Below are 16520 nucleotides of genomic sequence, written 5' to 3'. Positions count from 1 at the left end.
GTTCCATAGGAGATCGCGTAGGGAACTGTTATCTCTGTGGGAGCAGGCTTGCCCGCGAAGCAGGCGCTGCGGTGCCTGGCACCGGCTATGCCGGTGTTCGCGGCTAAAGCCGCTCCCACAAGTCCAGCGCTCGATTCAGCGTTTGCGCGATCCTGTGGGAGCGGGTTTACCCGCGAAGGGCTGCAAAGCAGCCCCAACAAGTGCGATGAAGCGCTAACTGACTGGCATTAGGCGTCGGCGTTCTTATTCTAGGGTGAAGCGGGCGGAGACCTATCAGCAGGAAAGGTCTTGATTTCATGTAGGATTTTTCGCAGCGCAGGGCTTTACCCCAACGTTCAGTGGAACGACCAGCCGCAGCGAAGCATCCAAACCCAGGCCAACCCGCCAGAGGATCCCCGATGCCTGCCCCGATCGAAGACTACGCCCTCATCGGCAACTGCCGCAGCGCCGCCCTGGTCAACCGCGACGGTGCCCTCGACTGGCTGTGCCTGCCGCGCTTCGACGCCCCCGCGGTGTTCGCCGCCTTGCTGGGCAACGAGGAAAACGGCCGCTGGCGCATCGCCCCCAGCGACCCCGTCGAGCACAGCACTCGCCGCTACCTCGACGACACCCTGGTACTGGAAACCACCTGGACCACCGCCAGTGGCCGCGCCCGGGTGCTCGACTGCATGCCCCTGGGCGAGCGCAACGCCGTGCTGCGCATCGTCGAGGGCCTGGCCGGCGAGACGGCCTTCGAGATGGACCTGGTGCTGCGCTTCGACTACGGTCGCAGCGTGCCCTGGGTGGAAAAGATCGATCCGCTGACCCTGAGCGCCGTCGCCGGCCCTGATCGGCTGATCTTGCACAGCAGCACCGAAACCCATGGCCGCGACCACCACAGCGTCGCCCGTTTTCGCGTGTGCGCGGGGCAGCGCCAGGTGTTCAGCCTCTGCCACCAGGCCTCGCACCTGCCCGTGGAGCCTGATTGCGATATCGACCACGACCTCGAGCAGACCCTCGAGCAGTGGCGGGCCTTCGCTGCCCGCTGCCCCGACGTCGGTCCCTACACCGACCGGGTGCGTCGTTCGCTGCTGACCCTCAAGGCCATGACCTACGCGCCTACCGGCGGCATGGTCGCCGCCGTCACCACGTCGCTGCCCGAGCGTGTCGGCGGCGAGCGCAACTGGGACTACCGCTACTGCTGGCTGCGCGATGCCACCATGACCCTGCTGGCGCTGATGAACCTGGGCTACTTCGACGAGGCCCAGGCCTGGCGTGAATGGCTGCTGCGCTCGGTGGCCGGCAATCCCGAGCAGATGCAGATCATGTACGGCCTGGCGGGGGAACGTGACCTGCCCGAATTCACCTTGCCCTGGCTACCGGGTTACGAGGGCTCGCAGCCGGTGCGGGTCGGCAATGCCGCCGCCGGCCAGTTGCAGCTGGACATCTACGGCGAACTGGCCGACGCCATGACCCAGGCCATCAAGGGCGGCCTACCGCGCCACCCGCGCGGCGCGGCCATCGCCCGTGCGATCCTGCCGTACCTGGAAGGCATCTGGCGCGAGCCGGACGAGGGCCTGTGGGAGGTACGGGGCGGTCGCCAGCACTTCGTGCACTCCAAGGTCATGGCCTGGGTCGCCTTCGACCGGGCGGCGGGCCTGGCCGACACCACCGAGGAAGGGCGTGAGCGAAGCCGGCATTACCGCCAGGTGGCGGACGAGATCCGTGACGAGGTCTGCCGGCGCGGGCTGGACGCCAGCGGTCGGCACTTCGTCCAGGCCTACGGCTCGGCGGAGCTGGACGCGAGCCTGCTGCAGATCGCCCTGACCGGCTTTCTGCCAGCCGACGATCCACGTTTTCTGCGCACCCTGGAACAGATCGAAAGGCGCCTGCTGCGCAACGGCCTGCTGCTGCGCTACGACAGCGACAATTGCAGCGACGGTCTGACGCCGGGGGAGGGGACGTTCCTGGTGTGTTCGTTCTGGCTGGCGGATGTGTATGTGCTGCTGGGGCGGCAGGACGAGGCGCAGGTGCTGTATGAGCGACTGACGGGCTTGTGCAATGACGTGGGGCTGCTGGCCGAACAGTACGACCCGGCGGGGAAGCGCATGCTGGGGAATTTCCCGCAGGCGTTCAGCCATATCGGGATCATCAATACGGCGTTGAACCTGCACCGGGCGAAGTGTCCGGTGCGGGATCGGGCGAAGTGCGGCGACTAAGCCTGCGACTTCTGACGCTGGGCTATCAGTTTTTCCTCATTGCGTGTAGTCCATTTCCGAATCATCCTTTTGCCGCCTTTCAGCCATTGCTACGGCTCTCCCTGCAACCTAGGCTCCCACGGTCGTTGCCAATTCAGCGACCGGGTCTGCAAACCCGAGCCAAAGAAGAAGGACGCCGTTGCCAGGCCTCAGGTGCATCAAGGCACCTGGAGGCTTGTTTCATGGTGGCTGCGTGCGGGAGGTCTTCGGACCTGCCGGGTTACCTTCTTCTGCCCCGGTTTTTGCAGCCTGTACGTAGCCGCCACCCCTCCACTGCAAAGGAAGGACGGCGGCGTATCCTTGCCGCAGGAGAAGTCGAAATGTTGAAGATCGTCCCTGACCCACCGCCATCCAATCCTTCCCCTCATCATCTTGAAGACACCCTGATCCAGGCAGCGGAATATGTGCGCTGCGCCCTGATCGTGGCGCATCAGTCGGTGCTGGCCTCACATCCGCATTCGCTTGGTGCAACGCTCGCGCTGACAGCGGTGCACGAGATGGAAACCGTACGCGCGCTGCTGGACTCTGCGTTGGTGCAGGTGCAGGCGCCAGCACAGGTGCAGACACGCCATTGAGTTTGCGCATCCTGCGTGGGATGCAGTGGTTGAAGTGGGCATGTCTGGCGATGATTGACGTTGGCTACGTGGGTAACCGCGTTGGTGCTATCGCGGGGCAAGTCGCATCGGCGCACCGCCGCTCCCGCGTTGGTGATGCCTGCCACTGTGCTCCCTAGGCGGTAGTTCAGCTCGATGGGCTGGGAGATCTTTTACAGTGGTATTGCAACGAGGTTGGATGGATACGGACTGTCGTACGGCAGCGGCGTGACATGGGTGGCACTTGTCTGGAAGGCATGGGCGAGGCGTAGATCCTCGCCTAGGTGATGCTCTGGTGACTTAAGCGACTTTGGGACGCATAGATACTGCAATAGTGCTAAACAGCATCATCCGGTATGGCTTCAATATCGCTGATCTCCAGCACTGCCTTGGTTTGCCGGAGCCTGCCGGTGACGCTGATGTTCACTTCGCTGGCGAAGTGCTCGACGACGTCATCGTAGATGCTGTCGTTGAAAGCACATTTGAGTTCGGCCTCGCCGTTGGGGCGGCCACGGAGGATGAAGGTCAGGTTGTCCTTGTCCAGTTCTCGGATTTGACCGCTGGTCTGCACGAGTTGGTGCTTTTGGGAAAGGTACCGGGCCAGCGTTTCACTGATGAATTTTCGGTGGTGGCGGTTCAGGCGGATGACTTGATTGTTCTTGATTAACTGCCCGCGAATCTCGGCAGACTCCACCTGGCCGTGAGTCGGTGGAGTCAGGTCCCTCAGTGCTTCCAGTATGGAGATCTCAGGCTCGTTGCCTGTGCGCTCGACAAGCCAGCTCAACCCCGACTCGAGTACGCATGCACTCTGGGCATAGGCGTCCATGGGGGAGGTCTGCAGTTCCAGTTGATCGGGTTTGGGGATGCTGAACGAAACTTCGAAACTGTTGTAGGCAAAGCGCGTGGCCGGAAGATCGTATGATTTCCTGAAACTCTCTTCCGGCCTGCCTTGCGAGACGCTTTGCGTGACGACTTCAAGGATTTTCTTGAGCGCGCTTGCCGGGCTGTTGACCGCTCGTGCAATCACGCTGGCGGGTACTGCGCCTTCCCTCAGGCCTGGTCCGATGAGGCGATAGGACAGTAGCGGCATATGCTCTGGGCAAAGGGTGGCATGGGGTTCTGGCTTGAACTGCGTGGGTACGTCATCCAGGCTTTCCAGGCTCCAGGCCATGGAGGGAGACATGTCGTAATGCATATCGACTACCCAGAGCCAGCTCTGTTTGAGCAGGTCATGGACAGACTTGTGCCCAGCTTTCAACTGTTGGATCAGCGAGGGGCTGGTAGGGGCAACCAGATAGCGAATCAACTTCGCTTCCCGGTCTTCCTCGCTTTCATACCAGAAACGCTGGAGGGTATCGCTGCCCAAGGTGGTGAATATCTTGGGACCGTCGAAGTCGTAGAGGACTTCCGCGATGTGCTGCCCCTCAAAGAGATGGGGGCTGATCGTGTTCGAGGCAATGGGCCACAGCATGCTCAAACCTCCGCCATCGAAAACAGACGGTAGCGCTCGACGTCCTTGCAAGGCCACCAGGTCATATGGAGAGGATTGCGCTTTGCAGGAGTCTGCAGAATTTTTCCATGGCTTGGGTCGAGTCTGGCGACAACGATATATCGTCCAAGCCGAGGGAACAGCGAGCGTTGGTGGCTGCAACTGGCAAAATCGGGGAACACGGATAAACCATGGCGAATGCAGGAGTTTTCACCGGCTGCATCAACGGCCCGGCCACGCTCCGCCTGTGAGAGGCAATCCAGTTCGTGTACAGGGTTGTTGAGTGAAACCATATAGATCATACCGGAGCAGCTCACGGCGGCTGGCAGTGGGCAGTTATCAGGCAGCCCGTCGGGGAAGGTCATCAGTACGTCCTTATCGTGTCTGGCATTCTAGGTCCATGGTCGTGGTGCGTCCATGTGGTATGACTCGGCGGTCGGCAATGTACTGTCAACGAACAACGATTTTGCCGAAATGTGTTCACATGCCTGCTGCATCGCACATGACTGTAGATGCAAATGGACGAGACTGGGGCTGATCTAAGTGTCTGAATCTCTGTCTTCGTTGTAGGGCATTTCCGTGTCGCTGCTGACGCTATCGTTATCCCGCAATGACGCTGCATGGTTCCGATACCCAACAGTGGATTGCGCAGGACTCACCTAGGCGAATGAAGTGGCAGCTATGGCATGATGCCCGGCCCCGCACGCGATAGACGCCTGCCATGAAAGGAATACTCAGATGCCCTCGACCCCACCCAATGGCCTGCCGGTCTATCGCCTGATCACCGGTAAGGACGACGCCAGTTTTTGCCAGCGTATTTCCGAGAGCTTGGCGTTGGGCTATCAGCTTTATGGTTCACCCAGCGTGACCTTCGATAGCAGCAAGGGATATGTAGTGGCTGCCCAGGCAGTGCTGTGGTCGGTAGCCAGGGACTGAGGCAGGATGGATGCCGCAATCTGCCTGCGCCGGGCCATACTCGACGACGCCGATGAAGTTGCCGTCCTGGTTGCAGAGGCCTACAGCCCCTACATCGTGAGGGTCGGTCGGGCACCTGCGCCGATGTTTGATGACTATCGGCAAGTGAGGGGCAGGCCCTTTAAGGTCTTTGGGCGCGATGGCTATTGACCGAGTGAGGGCCGCAAGGTGGACGCCGCAAGCCTTGCAGCGCCTATGAGATTGAGCGCCGCCCGCGCGGCGCATCGCGGGACAAGCCCGCTCCTACATTTGTTGCAACGTGCCGAACCTGTCAGGCCATGGTTGCCAGCCTTGGTGCATGTCTTGAGACCGGTGGGACGGCAGTGGCGCCCATGCTGAAACTGCGTCGGGCCAACAAGGCGGACCAGGTAATGGCACAGGATTGACTGGCCCGAAACAGATGTGGGAGCGGCCTTGCGCCGCGATGCGCCGCGCGGGCGGCGCTCGATCTCAGAGGCGCTGCAGGCTTGCGGCGGGCACCTGGTGGCCCTCACCCGGTCATTAGTCCTACCACCCAAAGACCTCGAAAGGATAGCTCCTGCGGATGATGCCGCACCATGTGTGAAGCATTGCGTCACAGTTAGCTGCTGGTGCGCACCTGATGTACCGGGTAACACTCTCCCGCTCTGAATTGCGAGGGCTGGAACATGGCTATGCACAACCCGCCTCACCCCGGTGAAACCCTGCGTGAAGATGTCCTGCCCACCCTGGGCCTGACGGTGAAGGCACTCGCCGAGCACCTGGGCTTTTCCCGGGAGGCGCTGTCCCGGGTTCTTCATGGCCGGGCGGCGGTTTCTCCGGATCTGGCGGTGCGCCTGGAAATGGCCGGCATCAGCACGGCGCGGCTGTGGCTGACGATTCAGGTTGACTACGACATCTGGCAGGCCCGCCAGCGCCAGCAACCAGTGATCAAGCGGCTTCACCAGGCAGCCTGAAGCCGCCACAGTATTGCGCCCGGTGATGTTGGGTCGACTTGAGCGACTACAAGACTCATGGCTACTTCAAAAGTGCTGAACAGCATCGCCTGGGATGGCTTCGATATCGACGCCGCGTGCCTGGAGGCTTCAGCCGGGTAAATGGCGGGCTCCCGGTCATGGTGCCGTGAACACGTAGTCCGAGGGCTCGAAGCATTCCTGCGTGTTCATATGTACATTGCGCAGGTGCTCGGTTTGCTGAAGTGCTGCCTGGAGCGGTTCGGCGGCATAGCCGATGAGCAGGGCGCGGCGCGGTGCGCCGCTGGTATTCAGGCTGGCGGCATGCATCAGGTCTACATCGAATACCAGGGCATCCCCCGCGCACCCCGACAGGCCAAGGCTCCGGGATTCGTCGCTGTAGTCGAAGGGCGTCTCGCCCGGTTCGGGCCGGTGGCTGCCAGGGACAATCCGGGTGGCGCCGTTCTGCGGGCCGTAGTCGTCCAGGTAGACCATGACACCCGCCAGGTCGCCCGGCCGTTGCATCGACAGGTCGCGATGCAGCGCCTGGTGGCCGCCACCCGCCACGGGAGCACGGCCCTCCACCTGGTAGAGAAAGAACCGTTCACCGATCAGCACGCCTACCGCTGCCAGCAACCGCGGCAGGCGGCAGACCTCCTGGACCCGCTTGGCGCAGTCCAGTTGCGAGTGGCGCCAGTCGCTGGCGCGTGGCACTGGCCACTGCTGCGGGGGTTTCACCCCGACCTCGAACACGTGGCGCAATTCCTCCAGCCATCCATGGGGGACGACCTGGCGAAGCAGGACATAACCGGCCTGCTGAAGTGTCGCGTGGTGGGGCATTGTCGTCTCGCTCTCCCTGTCGATGACCAAGCGTACTAAGCACAGTTGGCTTTTGCGAGGGGCTGGAATCCCCTGCTCGTCGCAGGGCAACACTTCCCGGCAAAAATCCCGGATAATGCCCGTCATTTATCCGTTCCCGCCCGCTTTTGGTACCCCTGCGCATGGAAATCAAGGTCAATTTTCTCGACAACCTTCGTCTCGAAGCCAAGTTCGACGACTTCACGGTGATCGCCGACCAGCCGATCCGCTACAAGGGCGACGGCTCGGCCCCGGGGCCGTTCGACTACTTCCTGGCATCGTCGGCGCTGTGCGCGGCGTACTTCGTCAAGCTGTACTGCCAGACCCGCGATATTCCGACCGAGAACATCCGCCTGTCGCAGAACAACATCGTCGACCCCGAGAACCGCTACAACCAGATCTTCAAGATCCAGGTCGAGCTGCCCGAGGACATCTCCGAGAAGGACCGCCAGGGCATCCTGCGCTCCATCGACCGCTGCACCGTGAAGAAGGTGGTGCAGACCGGCCCCGAGTTCATCATCGAGGAAGTCGACAATCTCGACGCCGACGCCCAGGCGCTGCTGATGCCGGTGTCGGATACCAGTACCTACATCCCAGGCAAGGACCTGCCGCTGGAGCAGACCATCGCCAACATGTCGGCGATCCTCGCAGGCCTGGGGATGAAGATCGAGATCGCCTCGTGGCGCAACATCGTGCCCAACGTCTGGTCGCTGCACGTGCGCGATGCGCAATCGCCGATGTGCTTCACCAACGGCAAGGGCGCGACCAAGGAAGCGGCGCTGGCCTCGGCGCTGGGCGAGTTCATCGAGCGGCTGAACTGCAACTTCTTCTACAACGATCAGTTCTGGGGCGAGGACATCGCCAACGCGGCGTTCGTGCACTACCCGAACGAGCAGTGGTTCAAGCCAGGGCCGAAAGACGCGCTGCCGGCCGAGATCCTCGACGAGCACTGCCTGGAGATCTTCAACCCGGACGGCGAGTTGCGCGGCTCGCACCTGTACGACACCAACTCGGGCAACAAGGAGCGTGGCATCTGCTCGCTGCCGTTCGTGCGCCAGTCGGACGGCGAGACGGTGTACTTCCCGTCCAACCTGATCGAGAACCTGTACCTGAGCAACGGCATGAGCGCCGGCAACACCCTGGCCGAGGCGCAGGTGCAGTGCCTGTCGGAGATCTTCGAGCGGGCGGTCAAGCGCGAGATCCTCGAAGGCGAGCTGTGCCTGCCGGACGTGCCGCAGGAGGTGTTGGCCAAGTACCCGGGCATCGTCGCCGGCATCCAGGGGCTGGAGGAGCAGGGCTTCCCGGTGCTGGTCAAGGACGCGTCGCTGGGCGGCGAGTTCCCGGTGATGTGCGTGACCCTGATGAACCCGCGCACCGGCGGCGTGTTCGCCTCGTTCGGCGCCCACCCGAGCTTCGAGGTGGCGCTGGAGCGCAGCCTTACCGAACTGCTCCAGGGCCGCAGCTTCGAGGGCCTGAACGACCTGCCGCAGCCGACCTTCGACAGCCTCGCGCTGACCGAGCCGAACAACTTCGTCGAGCACTTCATCGATTCCAGCGGCGTGGTGTCGTGGCGTTTCTTCGGCGCCAAGGCCGACTTCGAGTTCGTCGAGTGGGACTTCTCGGGCCACGGCGAGGACTCCAACCAGCAGGAGGCGCAGACCCTGTTCGGCATCCTCGAGGACCTGGGCAAGGAGGTGTACATGGCCGTGTACGACGACCTTGGGGCCACTGCCTGCCGCATCCTGGTGCCGGGCTATTCCGAGATCTACCCGGTCGAGGACCTGATTTGGGACAACACTAACCGCGCCCTGGGTTTCCGGGCCGACATCCTCAACCTGCACAAGCTGGACAACCGTTCGCTGAAGCTGCTGCTCAAGCGCCTGGACAACGCCGAGGTGGATGACTACACCACCATCACCACGCTGATCGGCGTCGAATTCGACGACAACACGGTGTGGGGCCAACTGACCATCCTCGAGCTGAAGCTGCTGATCCACCTGGTGCTGCAGCGTTTCGAGGACGCCAAGGAGCTGGTCGAGATGTTCCTGCAGTTCAACGACAACACCGTCGAGCGCGGGTTGTTCTACCAGGCGCTGAACGTGGTGCTGGAGGTGGTGCTGGACGATGAGCTGGAGATGGCCGACTACGAGCACAACTTGCGGCGCATGTTCGGCAATGAGCGGATGGACGCGGTGCTGGGCTCGGTGGATGGCAGCGTGCGTTTCCATGGGCTGACGCCGACCAACCTGCAGCTCGAAGGGCTGGACCGCCACCTGCGCCTGGTGGAGAGCTACAAGAAACTGCACGCGGCGCGGGCGCGCGCGGCAGGGCTCTGAGCCGAGTCGCTCGAATGAGTGAAAAGGGTCGCCTGGCGACTAATGCCAGTTAGTTAAGACCATTGGGTCGCTGCGCGATCCTTCGCGGGTAAACCCGCTCCCACAAGTACAGCGCTCGGTTCGGCGTTTGCGCGATCCTGTGGGAGCGGGTTTACCCGCGAAGGGCTGCAAGGCAGCCCCAATAAGTGCGATGAAGCGCAATCCCACAGGCATTAGCCTGGCAACCCTTTTTCTTTAGCGCAACCGCAGCATCCGGTCCAGGGACAGTGCCCCGCCGCCCCGGGCGATCAGCAGCAGGAGCAGGCCGGCCCAGGAAAGGTGGGTGGGCCAGGCGTCCGGGTAGACGAAGATCTCGATCACCAGGGTCATGCCCAGCAGGGCCAGGGCCGACAGCCGGGTGAACAGGCCGAGCACCAGCAACAGCGGGAACAGGTGCTCGGCATAGGTCGCCAGGTGCGCCGCCAGCCAGGGTGACACCAGTGGCAAGGCGTACTCGCTCTGGAACAGCTCGTAGGTGCCGGGGGTGATGCTCAGCAGGCCTTCGACCTTGGTCCGACCAGACAGAAAGAAGATCGAGGCGATGCCCAGGCGGGCGACCAGGCACAGGATGCTGTCGCCGAGCAGGCGCTGCAGCTGTTCGGCGAGTCGGTTCCAGTAAAAGCGCAGGCCGTGGGGCGATGGGCTGGCGTGGCTGATGTCCATGGCGTTTTCCTCAGGTGAAGGCGAGCGGGCGCAAGGCCCGGGCATTCAGCAGCCCGCCAAGCAGGTCACTGAAGTCCAGGTCGGGTTGGGCGTGCAGGGCAAGCTGTGAGGCCTTGTCCAATGTGTAGCCGGCGGCACAGGCATCGAGGAAGGTGCATCCCCCCAGGCTCAACGGCTGGTGGACGACGCCTTCGCGGGCGCCGCCGAGCAGGGCGCCCTCGGCCACCCAGGGCTGATCCTCGGGCCAGGCCCTGCCGTCGCGGCTGTGGTGCCATAGGCTGTAGGCAGGATGCTGGTCGAACCAGTGCCAGCGTGCGCTGGAGCGCGGGCTCAAGTGGCTGTGTTCGAGGTCCGAGGCGGTCATGCCGGCCAGGTCGGCCACTGTCAGCCAGGGCTCGTCGTCGGCGCCGAACGCTTCGCACCAGGCGAAGTCCAGCCGTGCGACGTCCGCCAGGTAGCAAAGCCCATGGACGGGCTGCAACGCCTCGAGAAATGCCGGAAACGCCGCGCCATAGCGGATCAGTCGCACATCACAGGGCGGCGATTGCCGGGCATATTCCGCGGCGGCGTCGTGCATCCATTGCTGCCCGACCAGGGTTTCGACGCTGGGAAAGTTGGCGCGCAGGGCCTCGACGCAACCGGCCAGCACCGTGTTGCGGTACACCGTGAACGCGGGCTGTGCTGTCAGTGCCGTCAGCTCAGGCGCGGGGCGCTGATAGACGGCGTCGATGAAGGCATTCTGGAACTGTCCGAGGCGCAGGTTCATGGCAAGGCTCCTGCCAGGTCGAGGGTGGCCTGGGCGAGGGCGCGTTCGGCGAGCAGTTCGGCAAACGCGGGGATGTTGCCGTCGCGTTCAATCAGGGTCGGACGCGGACCGATGCGGGCGATCAACTGCTGGTACAGCGACCACACCGGCGCGGCGATGGCGGCATCGTGGGAATCGACCAGCAGTGCGCCCTGGTCGTCGTGACGGTGTCCGGCCAAGTGGATCTCGGTGATGGCCTGGGCCGGGAAACGGGCGAGGTAGTCGGCGGCGTCGAAGCCGAGATTGTGGGCACTGACATACACATTGTTGACGTCCAGCAACAAGCCGCAGCCGGTGCGTCGCACCAGTTCGGCGAGGAAGTCGATCTCGTCCCGGTCATGGCCCTGCAGGTACAGGTAGTGGCTGGGGTTCTCGATGGAGATGCGGCACCCCAGGGCATCCTGGGTGCGCTGGATGTTGTCGGCGATGCGGATCAGGGCCTCGTCGCTGCGTGGAAAGGGCAGCAGGTCCGGATGATACTGGCCGCGCCAGGTCGACCAGGCCAGGTGTTCCGACACCAGGGCCGGGTGTACCTGGTCGATCAGGGTACGCAGGCGCCGCAGGTGCGTGGCGTCAGGTTCAGCATCCGCCGCCAGTGACAGTGCCACGCCGTGCAGCGACAGCGGATGGCGCTCGGCCATCCGCGCCAGCCAGGCCAGGCGAGGGCCGCCGACCATGTAGTTTTCCGGATGGACTTCGAACCACAACCCCTCGGCGTGGCAGGCCCAGGCCTGGTCATAGTGCTCGGCCTTCAGGCCGAGCCCTGCGCCCATCGGCGTATTTCCGTTCATGGTCGATGGCCTGTGCTCAGGATTTGATCGGGGTCAGCGAACCCATGCCGTTGGGGGTCTTGATCGAGGTGCAGGTACCCGTCGGCACGTTTTTCCAGTGCATGCCGTCGTAGTCCTTTTTCGCGCTGCCGGCGCAGGTGGTGCCGGCGCCGGCCTTGCAGTCGTTCTTGCCGGCCATGGCCACGCCGTAGCATTTCTCCATGGTGGCCGCCTTGGTGGTGTCGTCGGCCAGGGCTGCGCCTGCCAGCGAGGCGAGGGCAAGGGCGGCGGTGGCGAGGGCGAGGGTTTTCATGGTGTCGTCTCCAGAAGGTGGGGCCGTGGCGATGTACCGGCGGCTCATGGTGTAGTTCGTGGCGGTGGGCGAGGCGGTTACAGCGCCTGCAAAATATTTTTCGCCACCTGCGCCGGCCACCTAAGGTAAGGAAGCGGCGTCAGTGCTTGCGCAGGGCGTTGCGGCGATGGTTGGATAAAAAAGAAACCCACAGACGGTGTAACCCCGGCGGCCGATGCAACGAACTAACCCACAGGATGTGCTCAGCGCACGCGAGTCACAGTTGCAGGCCCTGCTGTTGCTTGGGCTGGCCGGTGACGCCGGGGCCTATCGCGAATTTCTTGCGGCGCTGGCGGTGCACCTGCGCGGCTTTCTGCGGCGGCGCCTGGCGCAACGACCGGCCGAGGTCGAAGACTTGCTGCAGGAGGTGCTGCTGGCGGTGCACAATGCCCGCCACACCTACCAGGCGCAGCAACCGTTGACCGCCTGGGTGCAGGCGATTGCCCGCTACAAGCTGGCCGACCACTGGCGCGGTCAGGCCCGGCGCGAGGCGCGCCACGAGCCGCTGGAGGATGACAGCGAGCTGTTCGCCTGTGGCGAAGAAGAGCCGGCCCAGGCCAGCCGGGACCTGAACAAGCTGCTTGGGCAGTTGCCCGACCGCCAGCGCCTGCCCATCGTCCACGTCAAGCTCGAAGGGCTGTCGGTGGAGGAAACCGCGCGTATCACCGGGTTGTCCAGTTCGGCGGTGAAGGTGGGCATACACCGGGGGCTCAAGGCCCTGGGAAGGTTGATTCGAGGTAAAGACGACCATGAAGACCGATGAGTTGATCAGCCTTTTGGCGACCGCCGCAGAGCCGGTGGATCGTCATGCGCTGGTGCGACGCCTGCTGCTGGCGCTGCTGGTGGGCCTGCTGGGCGCGTTGTTGATGACCGTGGCCATCTACGGCGTGCGCAGCGATCTGGCCGAGGTGGCACGCACGCCGTTGTTCTGGGCCAAGCTGGCCTTGCCCACCAGCCTGGGCCTGCTGGCCCTGTGGCTGACCCAGCGCCTGGCCAGGCCAGGTGTGCGCGGCGGCGCGCTGTGGGGATTGCTCGGCCTGCCGCTGCTGCTGGTGTGGCTGGGGGCAGCCGTCAGCCTGGCCGGCGCGCCGGTGGAGGCCCGCGCCGACCTGATCTTCGGCCGTACCTGGCGCACCTGCGCGTTGAACATCGCCCTGCTGTCGACGCCGGTGTTCGCCGCGGTGTTCTGGGCCCTGCGCGGCCTGGCGCCGACCAGGCTGCGCCAGGCCGGTGGCGCCGGCGGGTTGCTCGCCGGATCCACCGCGACCCTCGTGTACTGCCTGCACTGCCCGGAAATGACGGTGCCGTTCTGGGGGGTGTGGTACCTGTTGGGGATGTTGCTGCCGACCGTCGTCGGGGCGTTGGCAGGGCCTCGCCTGCTGCGTTGGTGATCGGGTGCGGTTTTGCCGCACTAGACATTGGTCTATTGGCGCATTTGCGGGGGCTGGTCTTTTCTGTTGCCTGCCCGACGTTCGAGCGTAGGGGCGCAATCGATGTTTCGGACAGGGAGGTCATCATGAATGGAAAATGGCTGGCAGCCGCGATGCTGCTGTGGATGTTCTCGCTGACGGCACAGGCCGACTGCGCGGTACTGGGGCCAGGGGAGGATCCGTGTGCAGGTCCAGTGCTGGGCCCCACGACCTGCGTGTGCGAGCCCTGATCGCCTGAGGGCGCAAGGAAGAATCAATCATTGACCAGGAGGTTATCCATGAAGAAAGCCATGTTGGCTGTGCTGCTGTCGTGGGGGCTCGTCGCCACGGCCCAGGCGTCGTGCCCAGTGTTCGGTCCGGGTAAGGATCCGTGTGCCGGGCCGGTGTTCGGCCCTTCCACCTGCCAGTGTCCCTGAAGCTCGGTCAGGGCAGGGGCAGCGTTTGTACCCCCTTGTAGGAGCGGCCTTGTGTCGCGAAAGGGCTGCGTAGCAGCCCCGGCGATTTTGCATGAAATAGAGATCCTGGGGCCGCTACGCGCCCCTTTCGCGGCACAAGGCCGCTCCTACAGGGCAATGCGTGGATCCTTCAGACTGTCGTGACCAGGGGCATTATCACCCGCAGCGCCAGCCCACCCTCGGCCCGGCGCTGTGCGGTAATGCGACCGCCATGGGCCTCGCAGATCGCCTGGGCGATCGACAGGCCCAGGCCGCCGCCGCCGCTGACCCGCGCCCGCGACTGTTCGGCGCGCCAGAAGCGCACGAACATGTTGCCCAGGTCCTTTTGCTCGACCGCCTGGCCCCGATCAAGGAACTCCAGTTCCACGCAGCCTTTGCCCTGGCGCATGGAGACGCTGAGCTCGCGGCCGTCGGAGGCATACTTGAGGGCATTCTCGATCAGGATGTTGATCAGCTGGCCGACCCGCGCCGGGTCCGCCTCGATCACCACGTCATCGGCCAGCACTGTGTGCAACTGCATCCCGGCGGCCTCGAACTGCGGCGCGAACCAGGCCAGGCGCTCCTCGACCAGCCGGGCCGGGGAGAACAGGCTGACGTGCAGGGGCAGCTGCCCGGCATGGGCCAGGGACAGCAGGTGCAGGTCGCCGACCAGGGTATTGAGGTTGTACAGCTGGTTCTGCACCAGGCGCAATTGCTCGGGGCACAGCGGGAACACCTCATCGAGCATGCCCTGTACCCGGCCCAGGGCGGCATTGAGCGGGGTGCGCAGTTCATGGGCCAGGTTGGAGCTCGACTCGGCCACTTCGCCTTCGTACAGCGCCAGGCGTTCGACCAGCTTGTTGAAGTCGGTGCACAGGCGCTGCATTTCCTTGGGCTGGCGCGGGTGCTGGCTGACCCGTACGCCGAGGTCGCCCTCGGCCACCCGCCGCGCCCCTTCGGCGATCTGGCGGAACTGCCGGGACAGCGGCCTGGACAGGTACAGGCCGACCATCAGGGTGAACGGGATGACCACAATGACGAAGCCGTACAGCACCAGCCAGTCGATGCTGTTGCCGGGGCCGGGAAGAAAGTCGTGGATGTCGTAGTAGGTCTGCAGCAGTTGCCACAGCCTGGATTCGTTGCGCGGCACGTCGGCCAGGCCGGCCAGCAGCGCGGCGCGGTCCTCGGGCCGCATCGACTGCAGCACCAGGAAGTCGCTGATCCAGAAGTACAGGTACATGCACACGGTGATGGTGATCACCGCGCCGACGGCGAGCAGGGTCATTCTCAGGCCGACCCACAGCCACAGCGGACGTTTGCGCATGGCCGTCAGCGGAACCGATAGCCCACGGAGCGCACGGTCACCAGCACGCCGCTGACGCCCAGGGCCTCGAGCTTGCGCCGCAGGTTGTGCACGTGGGTGTCGATGATGCGCACCAGGGCATCGCTTTCGGGCATGCACAGCTCGAGCAGCTCCTCGCGGTTGAAGGCCTTGGTCGGTGTGCGCAGCAGCGCGGCGAGCAGGAGCAGTTCCGAACGGGTCAGGTCGAGCACCTGCTCCTCGCCATCACTGGCCCGCACCCCGGCCACGAAGCGCTCGGCATCGACCCAGACGCCCTGGCACTCCAGGCGCTGGCGACTGTCGGCCGGCGCGCCGTAGCGGCGCAGCACCGCGTGTACCCGAGCCACCACTTCCTTGGGGTTGCAGGGTTTGACCACGTAGTCGTCGGCGCCGTAGCGCAGGGCGCCGATCTTGTCCGGCTCGTCGCCGATGGCGGTGACCATGATCACCGGGGTATCGGCGCTGCGGCGGATCTCGGTCAGCAGCTCCGGGCCGGACATTTTTGGCAGCATCATGTCCAGCAGCACGATCGCCGGCGTGCGCTGGCGGAACAGGGCAAGCCCGCGGGCACCGTCCTCGGCGATGTCCACCTCGAAGCCGTCGCGCTTCAGGTAGGCTTCGAGGATGCTTGCCCCATCGGCGTCGTCCTCGACGATCAATACGCGCTTGGCGATCATGGGTTGTCTCGTGGGTCGCGCAGCCCGGCCAGCACCTCGGCGGCGGTGGTGACATGGCCGAAGTGGTGTTTCCACAGGTCGATGCCCAGCTGCCCGGAGCGGTCCAGCGAAGAACCCATGGTCAGGTCGGTGACCAGGGTCGGTGTCAGGCCCGCATCGAACAGGGCGAAGCCTGCGGCCAGCACGCAGGTTTCGGTCTGCAACCCGCAGACCAGCACCCGCTCGACGCCGAGGCGCTTGATGTAGTCGAGGGTCTCGGCGGTCTGGCCATAGCCATGCTTGACGAACACCTTGTCCGCCTCGACCAGGGCCACGTCTTCAGCGGCCGGGTGCCAGCCGAGCTGGCGCTGGAACGGGGTGGCCTGCTCGTCGTGCAGCTCGATCGAGGCGATGGTGGGGATGTGCGCCGACAGCACGCGGATGCCATCCACCAGTTTCTCGGAGGGGCTGAAGGTGGATTGCACATCGACGATGAGCAGGACTTGCTGCATGGCGGATTTCCGGGCGCGGTTCGAAGGTTGGCGAGTATACCGCCGCGCGCGGGAAATTTGCGCCAAGGGGCATGTACCCGCCTCAGCCATGCTTCAC

General features: G+C 64.2%; 19 protein-coding genes. 9 read left to right on the top strand and 10 right to left on the bottom strand.

From position 1 onward, the window contains the following. The first annotated feature begins 398 nt into the window (after positions 1 to 398). Positions 399 to 2198, top strand: coding sequence for a glycoside hydrolase family 15 protein (locus tag DMX06_RS14225; RefSeq protein WP_110738075.1), 1800 nt, complete (start codon positions 399 to 401; stop codon positions 2196 to 2198). 359 nt (positions 2199 to 2557) lie between these two features. After that, the gene (locus DMX06_RS14220) at positions 2558 to 2812 is read left to right on the top strand and encodes a hypothetical protein (RefSeq protein ID WP_110738074.1); all 255 of its coding nucleotides are present in this window, start codon (positions 2558 to 2560) and stop codon (positions 2810 to 2812) included. A 355-nt stretch (positions 2813 to 3167) separates the two neighbouring features. Here DMX06_RS14220 and DMX06_RS14215 read toward each other — a convergent pair whose 3' ends face one another. Then, entirely contained in the window at positions 3168 to 4301 is a 1134-nt protein-coding gene (locus DMX06_RS14215) for a hypothetical protein (RefSeq protein WP_110738073.1), read from the bottom strand. 2 nt (positions 4302 to 4303) lie between these two features. Continuing rightward, positions 4304 to 4684, bottom strand: a complete 381-nt coding sequence (locus DMX06_RS26135; RefSeq protein ID WP_146232208.1) for a hypothetical protein — start codon at positions 4682 to 4684, stop codon at positions 4304 to 4306. A gap of 373 nt (positions 4685 to 5057) precedes the next feature. On the opposite strand from DMX06_RS26135, the gene DMX06_RS14210 reads away from it, so the two are divergent. Further along, positions 5058 to 5255, top strand: a complete 198-nt coding sequence (locus DMX06_RS14210; RefSeq protein ID WP_110738072.1) for a DUF1737 domain-containing protein — start codon at positions 5058 to 5060, stop codon at positions 5253 to 5255. A gap of 686 nt (positions 5256 to 5941) precedes the next feature. Beyond that, the gene (locus DMX06_RS14200) at positions 5942 to 6229 is read left to right on the top strand and encodes a HigA family addiction module antitoxin (RefSeq protein WP_110738070.1); all 288 of its coding nucleotides are present in this window, start codon (positions 5942 to 5944) and stop codon (positions 6227 to 6229) included. 156 nt (positions 6230 to 6385) lie between these two features. Here DMX06_RS14200 and DMX06_RS14195 read toward each other — a convergent pair whose 3' ends face one another. Next, positions 6386 to 7066, bottom strand: coding sequence for a phytanoyl-CoA dioxygenase family protein (locus DMX06_RS14195; RefSeq protein WP_110738069.1), 681 nt, complete (start codon positions 7064 to 7066; stop codon positions 6386 to 6388). Between the two features lie 161 nt (positions 7067 to 7227). Here DMX06_RS14195 and DMX06_RS14190 point away from each other — a divergent pair, with 161 nt between their 5' ends. Further along, positions 7228 to 9420 (top strand): OsmC domain/YcaO domain-containing protein, encoded by a 2193-nt coding sequence (locus DMX06_RS14190; RefSeq protein ID WP_110738068.1) that lies wholly within the window; start codon positions 7228 to 7230, stop codon positions 9418 to 9420. A 234-nt stretch (positions 9421 to 9654) separates the two neighbouring features. Here the strand turns inward: DMX06_RS14190 and DMX06_RS14185 are convergent, their stop codons facing one another. Genes DMX06_RS14185 through DMX06_RS14170 form a run of 4 tightly spaced genes read right to left on the bottom strand, consistent with a single transcriptional unit; the run spans position 9655 to position 12010 of the window. Beyond that, positions 9655 to 10122, bottom strand: a complete 468-nt coding sequence (locus DMX06_RS14185) for a DoxX family protein (RefSeq protein WP_110738067.1) — start codon at positions 10120 to 10122, stop codon at positions 9655 to 9657. Between the two features lie 10 nt (positions 10123 to 10132). After that, positions 10133 to 10888: an HvfC/BufC N-terminal domain-containing protein gene (locus DMX06_RS14180; RefSeq protein ID WP_110738066.1), complete on the bottom strand. Its 756-nt coding sequence runs from the start codon at positions 10886 to 10888 to the stop codon at positions 10133 to 10135. Then, positions 10885 to 11718, bottom strand: coding sequence for an MNIO family bufferin maturase (bufB, locus tag DMX06_RS14175; protein ID WP_110738065.1), 834 nt, complete (start codon positions 11716 to 11718; stop codon positions 10885 to 10887). Before bufB ends, DMX06_RS14180 begins: the two co-directional genes overlap by 4 nt. A gap of 16 nt (positions 11719 to 11734) precedes the next feature. After that, complete coding sequence (locus DMX06_RS14170; protein WP_050706384.1) at positions 11735 to 12010, bottom strand: BufA1 family periplasmic bufferin-type metallophore; 276 nt, start codon at positions 12008 to 12010, stop codon at positions 11735 to 11737. Positions 12011 to 12224: 214 nt separating this feature from the next. On the opposite strand from DMX06_RS14170, the gene DMX06_RS14165 reads away from it, so the two are divergent. From DMX06_RS14165 to DMX06_RS26980, 4 genes are all read left to right on the top strand, one after another. Next, positions 12225 to 12812 carry a sigma-70 family RNA polymerase sigma factor gene (locus DMX06_RS14165; protein WP_110738064.1) on the top strand — a complete coding sequence of 196 codons (588 nt, stop codon included), beginning with the start codon at positions 12225 to 12227 and terminating at the stop codon, positions 12810 to 12812. After that, entirely contained in the window at positions 12799 to 13440 is a 642-nt protein-coding gene (locus DMX06_RS14160; RefSeq protein ID WP_110738063.1) for a DUF1109 domain-containing protein, read from the top strand. The genes DMX06_RS14165 and DMX06_RS14160 overlap by 14 nt, the downstream gene beginning before the upstream one ends. Before the next feature lie 125 nt (positions 13441 to 13565). Further along, complete coding sequence (locus tag DMX06_RS14155) at positions 13566 to 13709, top strand: PA0050 family protein (RefSeq protein WP_110738062.1); 144 nt, start codon at positions 13566 to 13568, stop codon at positions 13707 to 13709. Between the two features lie 48 nt (positions 13710 to 13757). Next, entirely contained in the window at positions 13758 to 13895 is a 138-nt protein-coding gene (locus tag DMX06_RS26980; RefSeq protein WP_258378858.1) for a PA0050 family protein, read from the top strand. 169 nt (positions 13896 to 14064) lie between these two features. On the opposite strand, the gene DMX06_RS14150 is transcribed toward DMX06_RS26980, so the two are convergent. From DMX06_RS14150 to DMX06_RS14140, 3 genes are read right to left on the bottom strand one after another with little or no spacing between them, the layout of a single operon-like run. Beyond that, on the bottom strand, positions 14065 to 15237 hold the full coding sequence (locus DMX06_RS14150) for an ATP-binding protein (protein ID WP_110738061.1): 1173 nt from the start codon (positions 15235 to 15237) through the stop codon (positions 14065 to 14067). Between the two features lie 5 nt (positions 15238 to 15242). Next, positions 15243 to 15932 (bottom strand): response regulator transcription factor, encoded by a 690-nt coding sequence (locus tag DMX06_RS14145; protein WP_110738060.1) that lies wholly within the window; start codon positions 15930 to 15932, stop codon positions 15243 to 15245. Further along, positions 15929 to 16423 (bottom strand): cysteine hydrolase family protein, encoded by a 495-nt coding sequence (locus DMX06_RS14140; protein WP_110738059.1) that lies wholly within the window; start codon positions 16421 to 16423, stop codon positions 15929 to 15931. The genes DMX06_RS14145 and DMX06_RS14140 overlap by 4 nt, the downstream gene beginning before the upstream one ends. Positions 16424 to 16520: the final 97 nt, after the last annotated feature.

Source organism: Pseudomonas mosselii, from assembly GCF_003205295.1.
Lineage (GTDB): Bacteria > Pseudomonadota > Gammaproteobacteria > Pseudomonadales > Pseudomonadaceae > Aquipseudomonas > Aquipseudomonas mosselii_B.
This window is presented reverse-complemented; position numbering and strand designations above follow the sequence as displayed.

Bases quoted from the DNA above. Each gene is read 5' to 3' on its own strand.
- DMX06_RS14200 (WP_110738070.1), top strand. From the start codon at position 5,942: ATGGCTATGCACAACCCGCCTCACCCCGGTGAAACCCTGCGTGAAGAT.
- DMX06_RS14150 (WP_110738061.1), bottom strand. From the start codon at position 15,237: ATGCGCAAACGTCCGCTGTGGCTGTGGGTCGGCCTGAGAATGACCCTG.
- DMX06_RS14170 (WP_050706384.1), bottom strand. From the start codon at position 12,010: ATGAAAACCCTCGCCCTCGCCACCGCCGCCCTTGCCCTCGCCTCGCTG.
- DMX06_RS14155 (WP_110738062.1), top strand. From the start codon at position 13,566: ATGAATGGAAAATGGCTGGCAGCCGCGATGCTGCTGTGGATGTTCTCG.
- DMX06_RS14210 (WP_110738072.1), top strand. From the start codon at position 5,058: ATGCCCTCGACCCCACCCAATGGCCTGCCGGTCTATCGCCTGATCACC.
- DMX06_RS14165 (WP_110738064.1), top strand. From the start codon at position 12,225: ATGCAACGAACTAACCCACAGGATGTGCTCAGCGCACGCGAGTCACAG.
- DMX06_RS14190 (WP_110738068.1), top strand. From the start codon at position 7,228: ATGGAAATCAAGGTCAATTTTCTCGACAACCTTCGTCTCGAAGCCAAG.
- DMX06_RS26135 (WP_146232208.1), bottom strand. From the start codon at position 4,684: ATGACCTTCCCCGACGGGCTGCCTGATAACTGCCCACTGCCAGCCGCC.
- bufB (WP_110738065.1), bottom strand. From the start codon at position 11,718: ATGAACGGAAATACGCCGATGGGCGCAGGGCTCGGCCTGAAGGCCGAG.
- DMX06_RS14145 (WP_110738060.1), bottom strand. From the start codon at position 15,932: ATGATCGCCAAGCGCGTATTGATCGTCGAGGACGACGCCGATGGGGCA.
- DMX06_RS14225 (WP_110738075.1), top strand. From the start codon at position 399: ATGCCTGCCCCGATCGAAGACTACGCCCTCATCGGCAACTGCCGCAGC.
- DMX06_RS14160 (WP_110738063.1), top strand. From the start codon at position 12,799: ATGAAGACCGATGAGTTGATCAGCCTTTTGGCGACCGCCGCAGAGCCG.
- DMX06_RS14185 (WP_110738067.1), bottom strand. From the start codon at position 10,122: ATGGACATCAGCCACGCCAGCCCATCGCCCCACGGCCTGCGCTTTTAC.
- DMX06_RS14215 (WP_110738073.1), bottom strand. From the start codon at position 4,301: ATGCTGTGGCCCATTGCCTCGAACACGATCAGCCCCCATCTCTTTGAG.
- DMX06_RS14180 (WP_110738066.1), bottom strand. From the start codon at position 10,888: ATGAACCTGCGCCTCGGACAGTTCCAGAATGCCTTCATCGACGCCGTC.
- DMX06_RS14220 (WP_110738074.1), top strand. From the start codon at position 2,558: ATGTTGAAGATCGTCCCTGACCCACCGCCATCCAATCCTTCCCCTCAT.
- DMX06_RS14195 (WP_110738069.1), bottom strand. From the start codon at position 7,066: ATGCCCCACCACGCGACACTTCAGCAGGCCGGTTATGTCCTGCTTCGC.
- DMX06_RS14140 (WP_110738059.1), bottom strand. From the start codon at position 16,423: ATGCAGCAAGTCCTGCTCATCGTCGATGTGCAATCCACCTTCAGCCCC.
- DMX06_RS26980 (WP_258378858.1), top strand. From the start codon at position 13,758: ATGAAGAAAGCCATGTTGGCTGTGCTGCTGTCGTGGGGGCTCGTCGCC.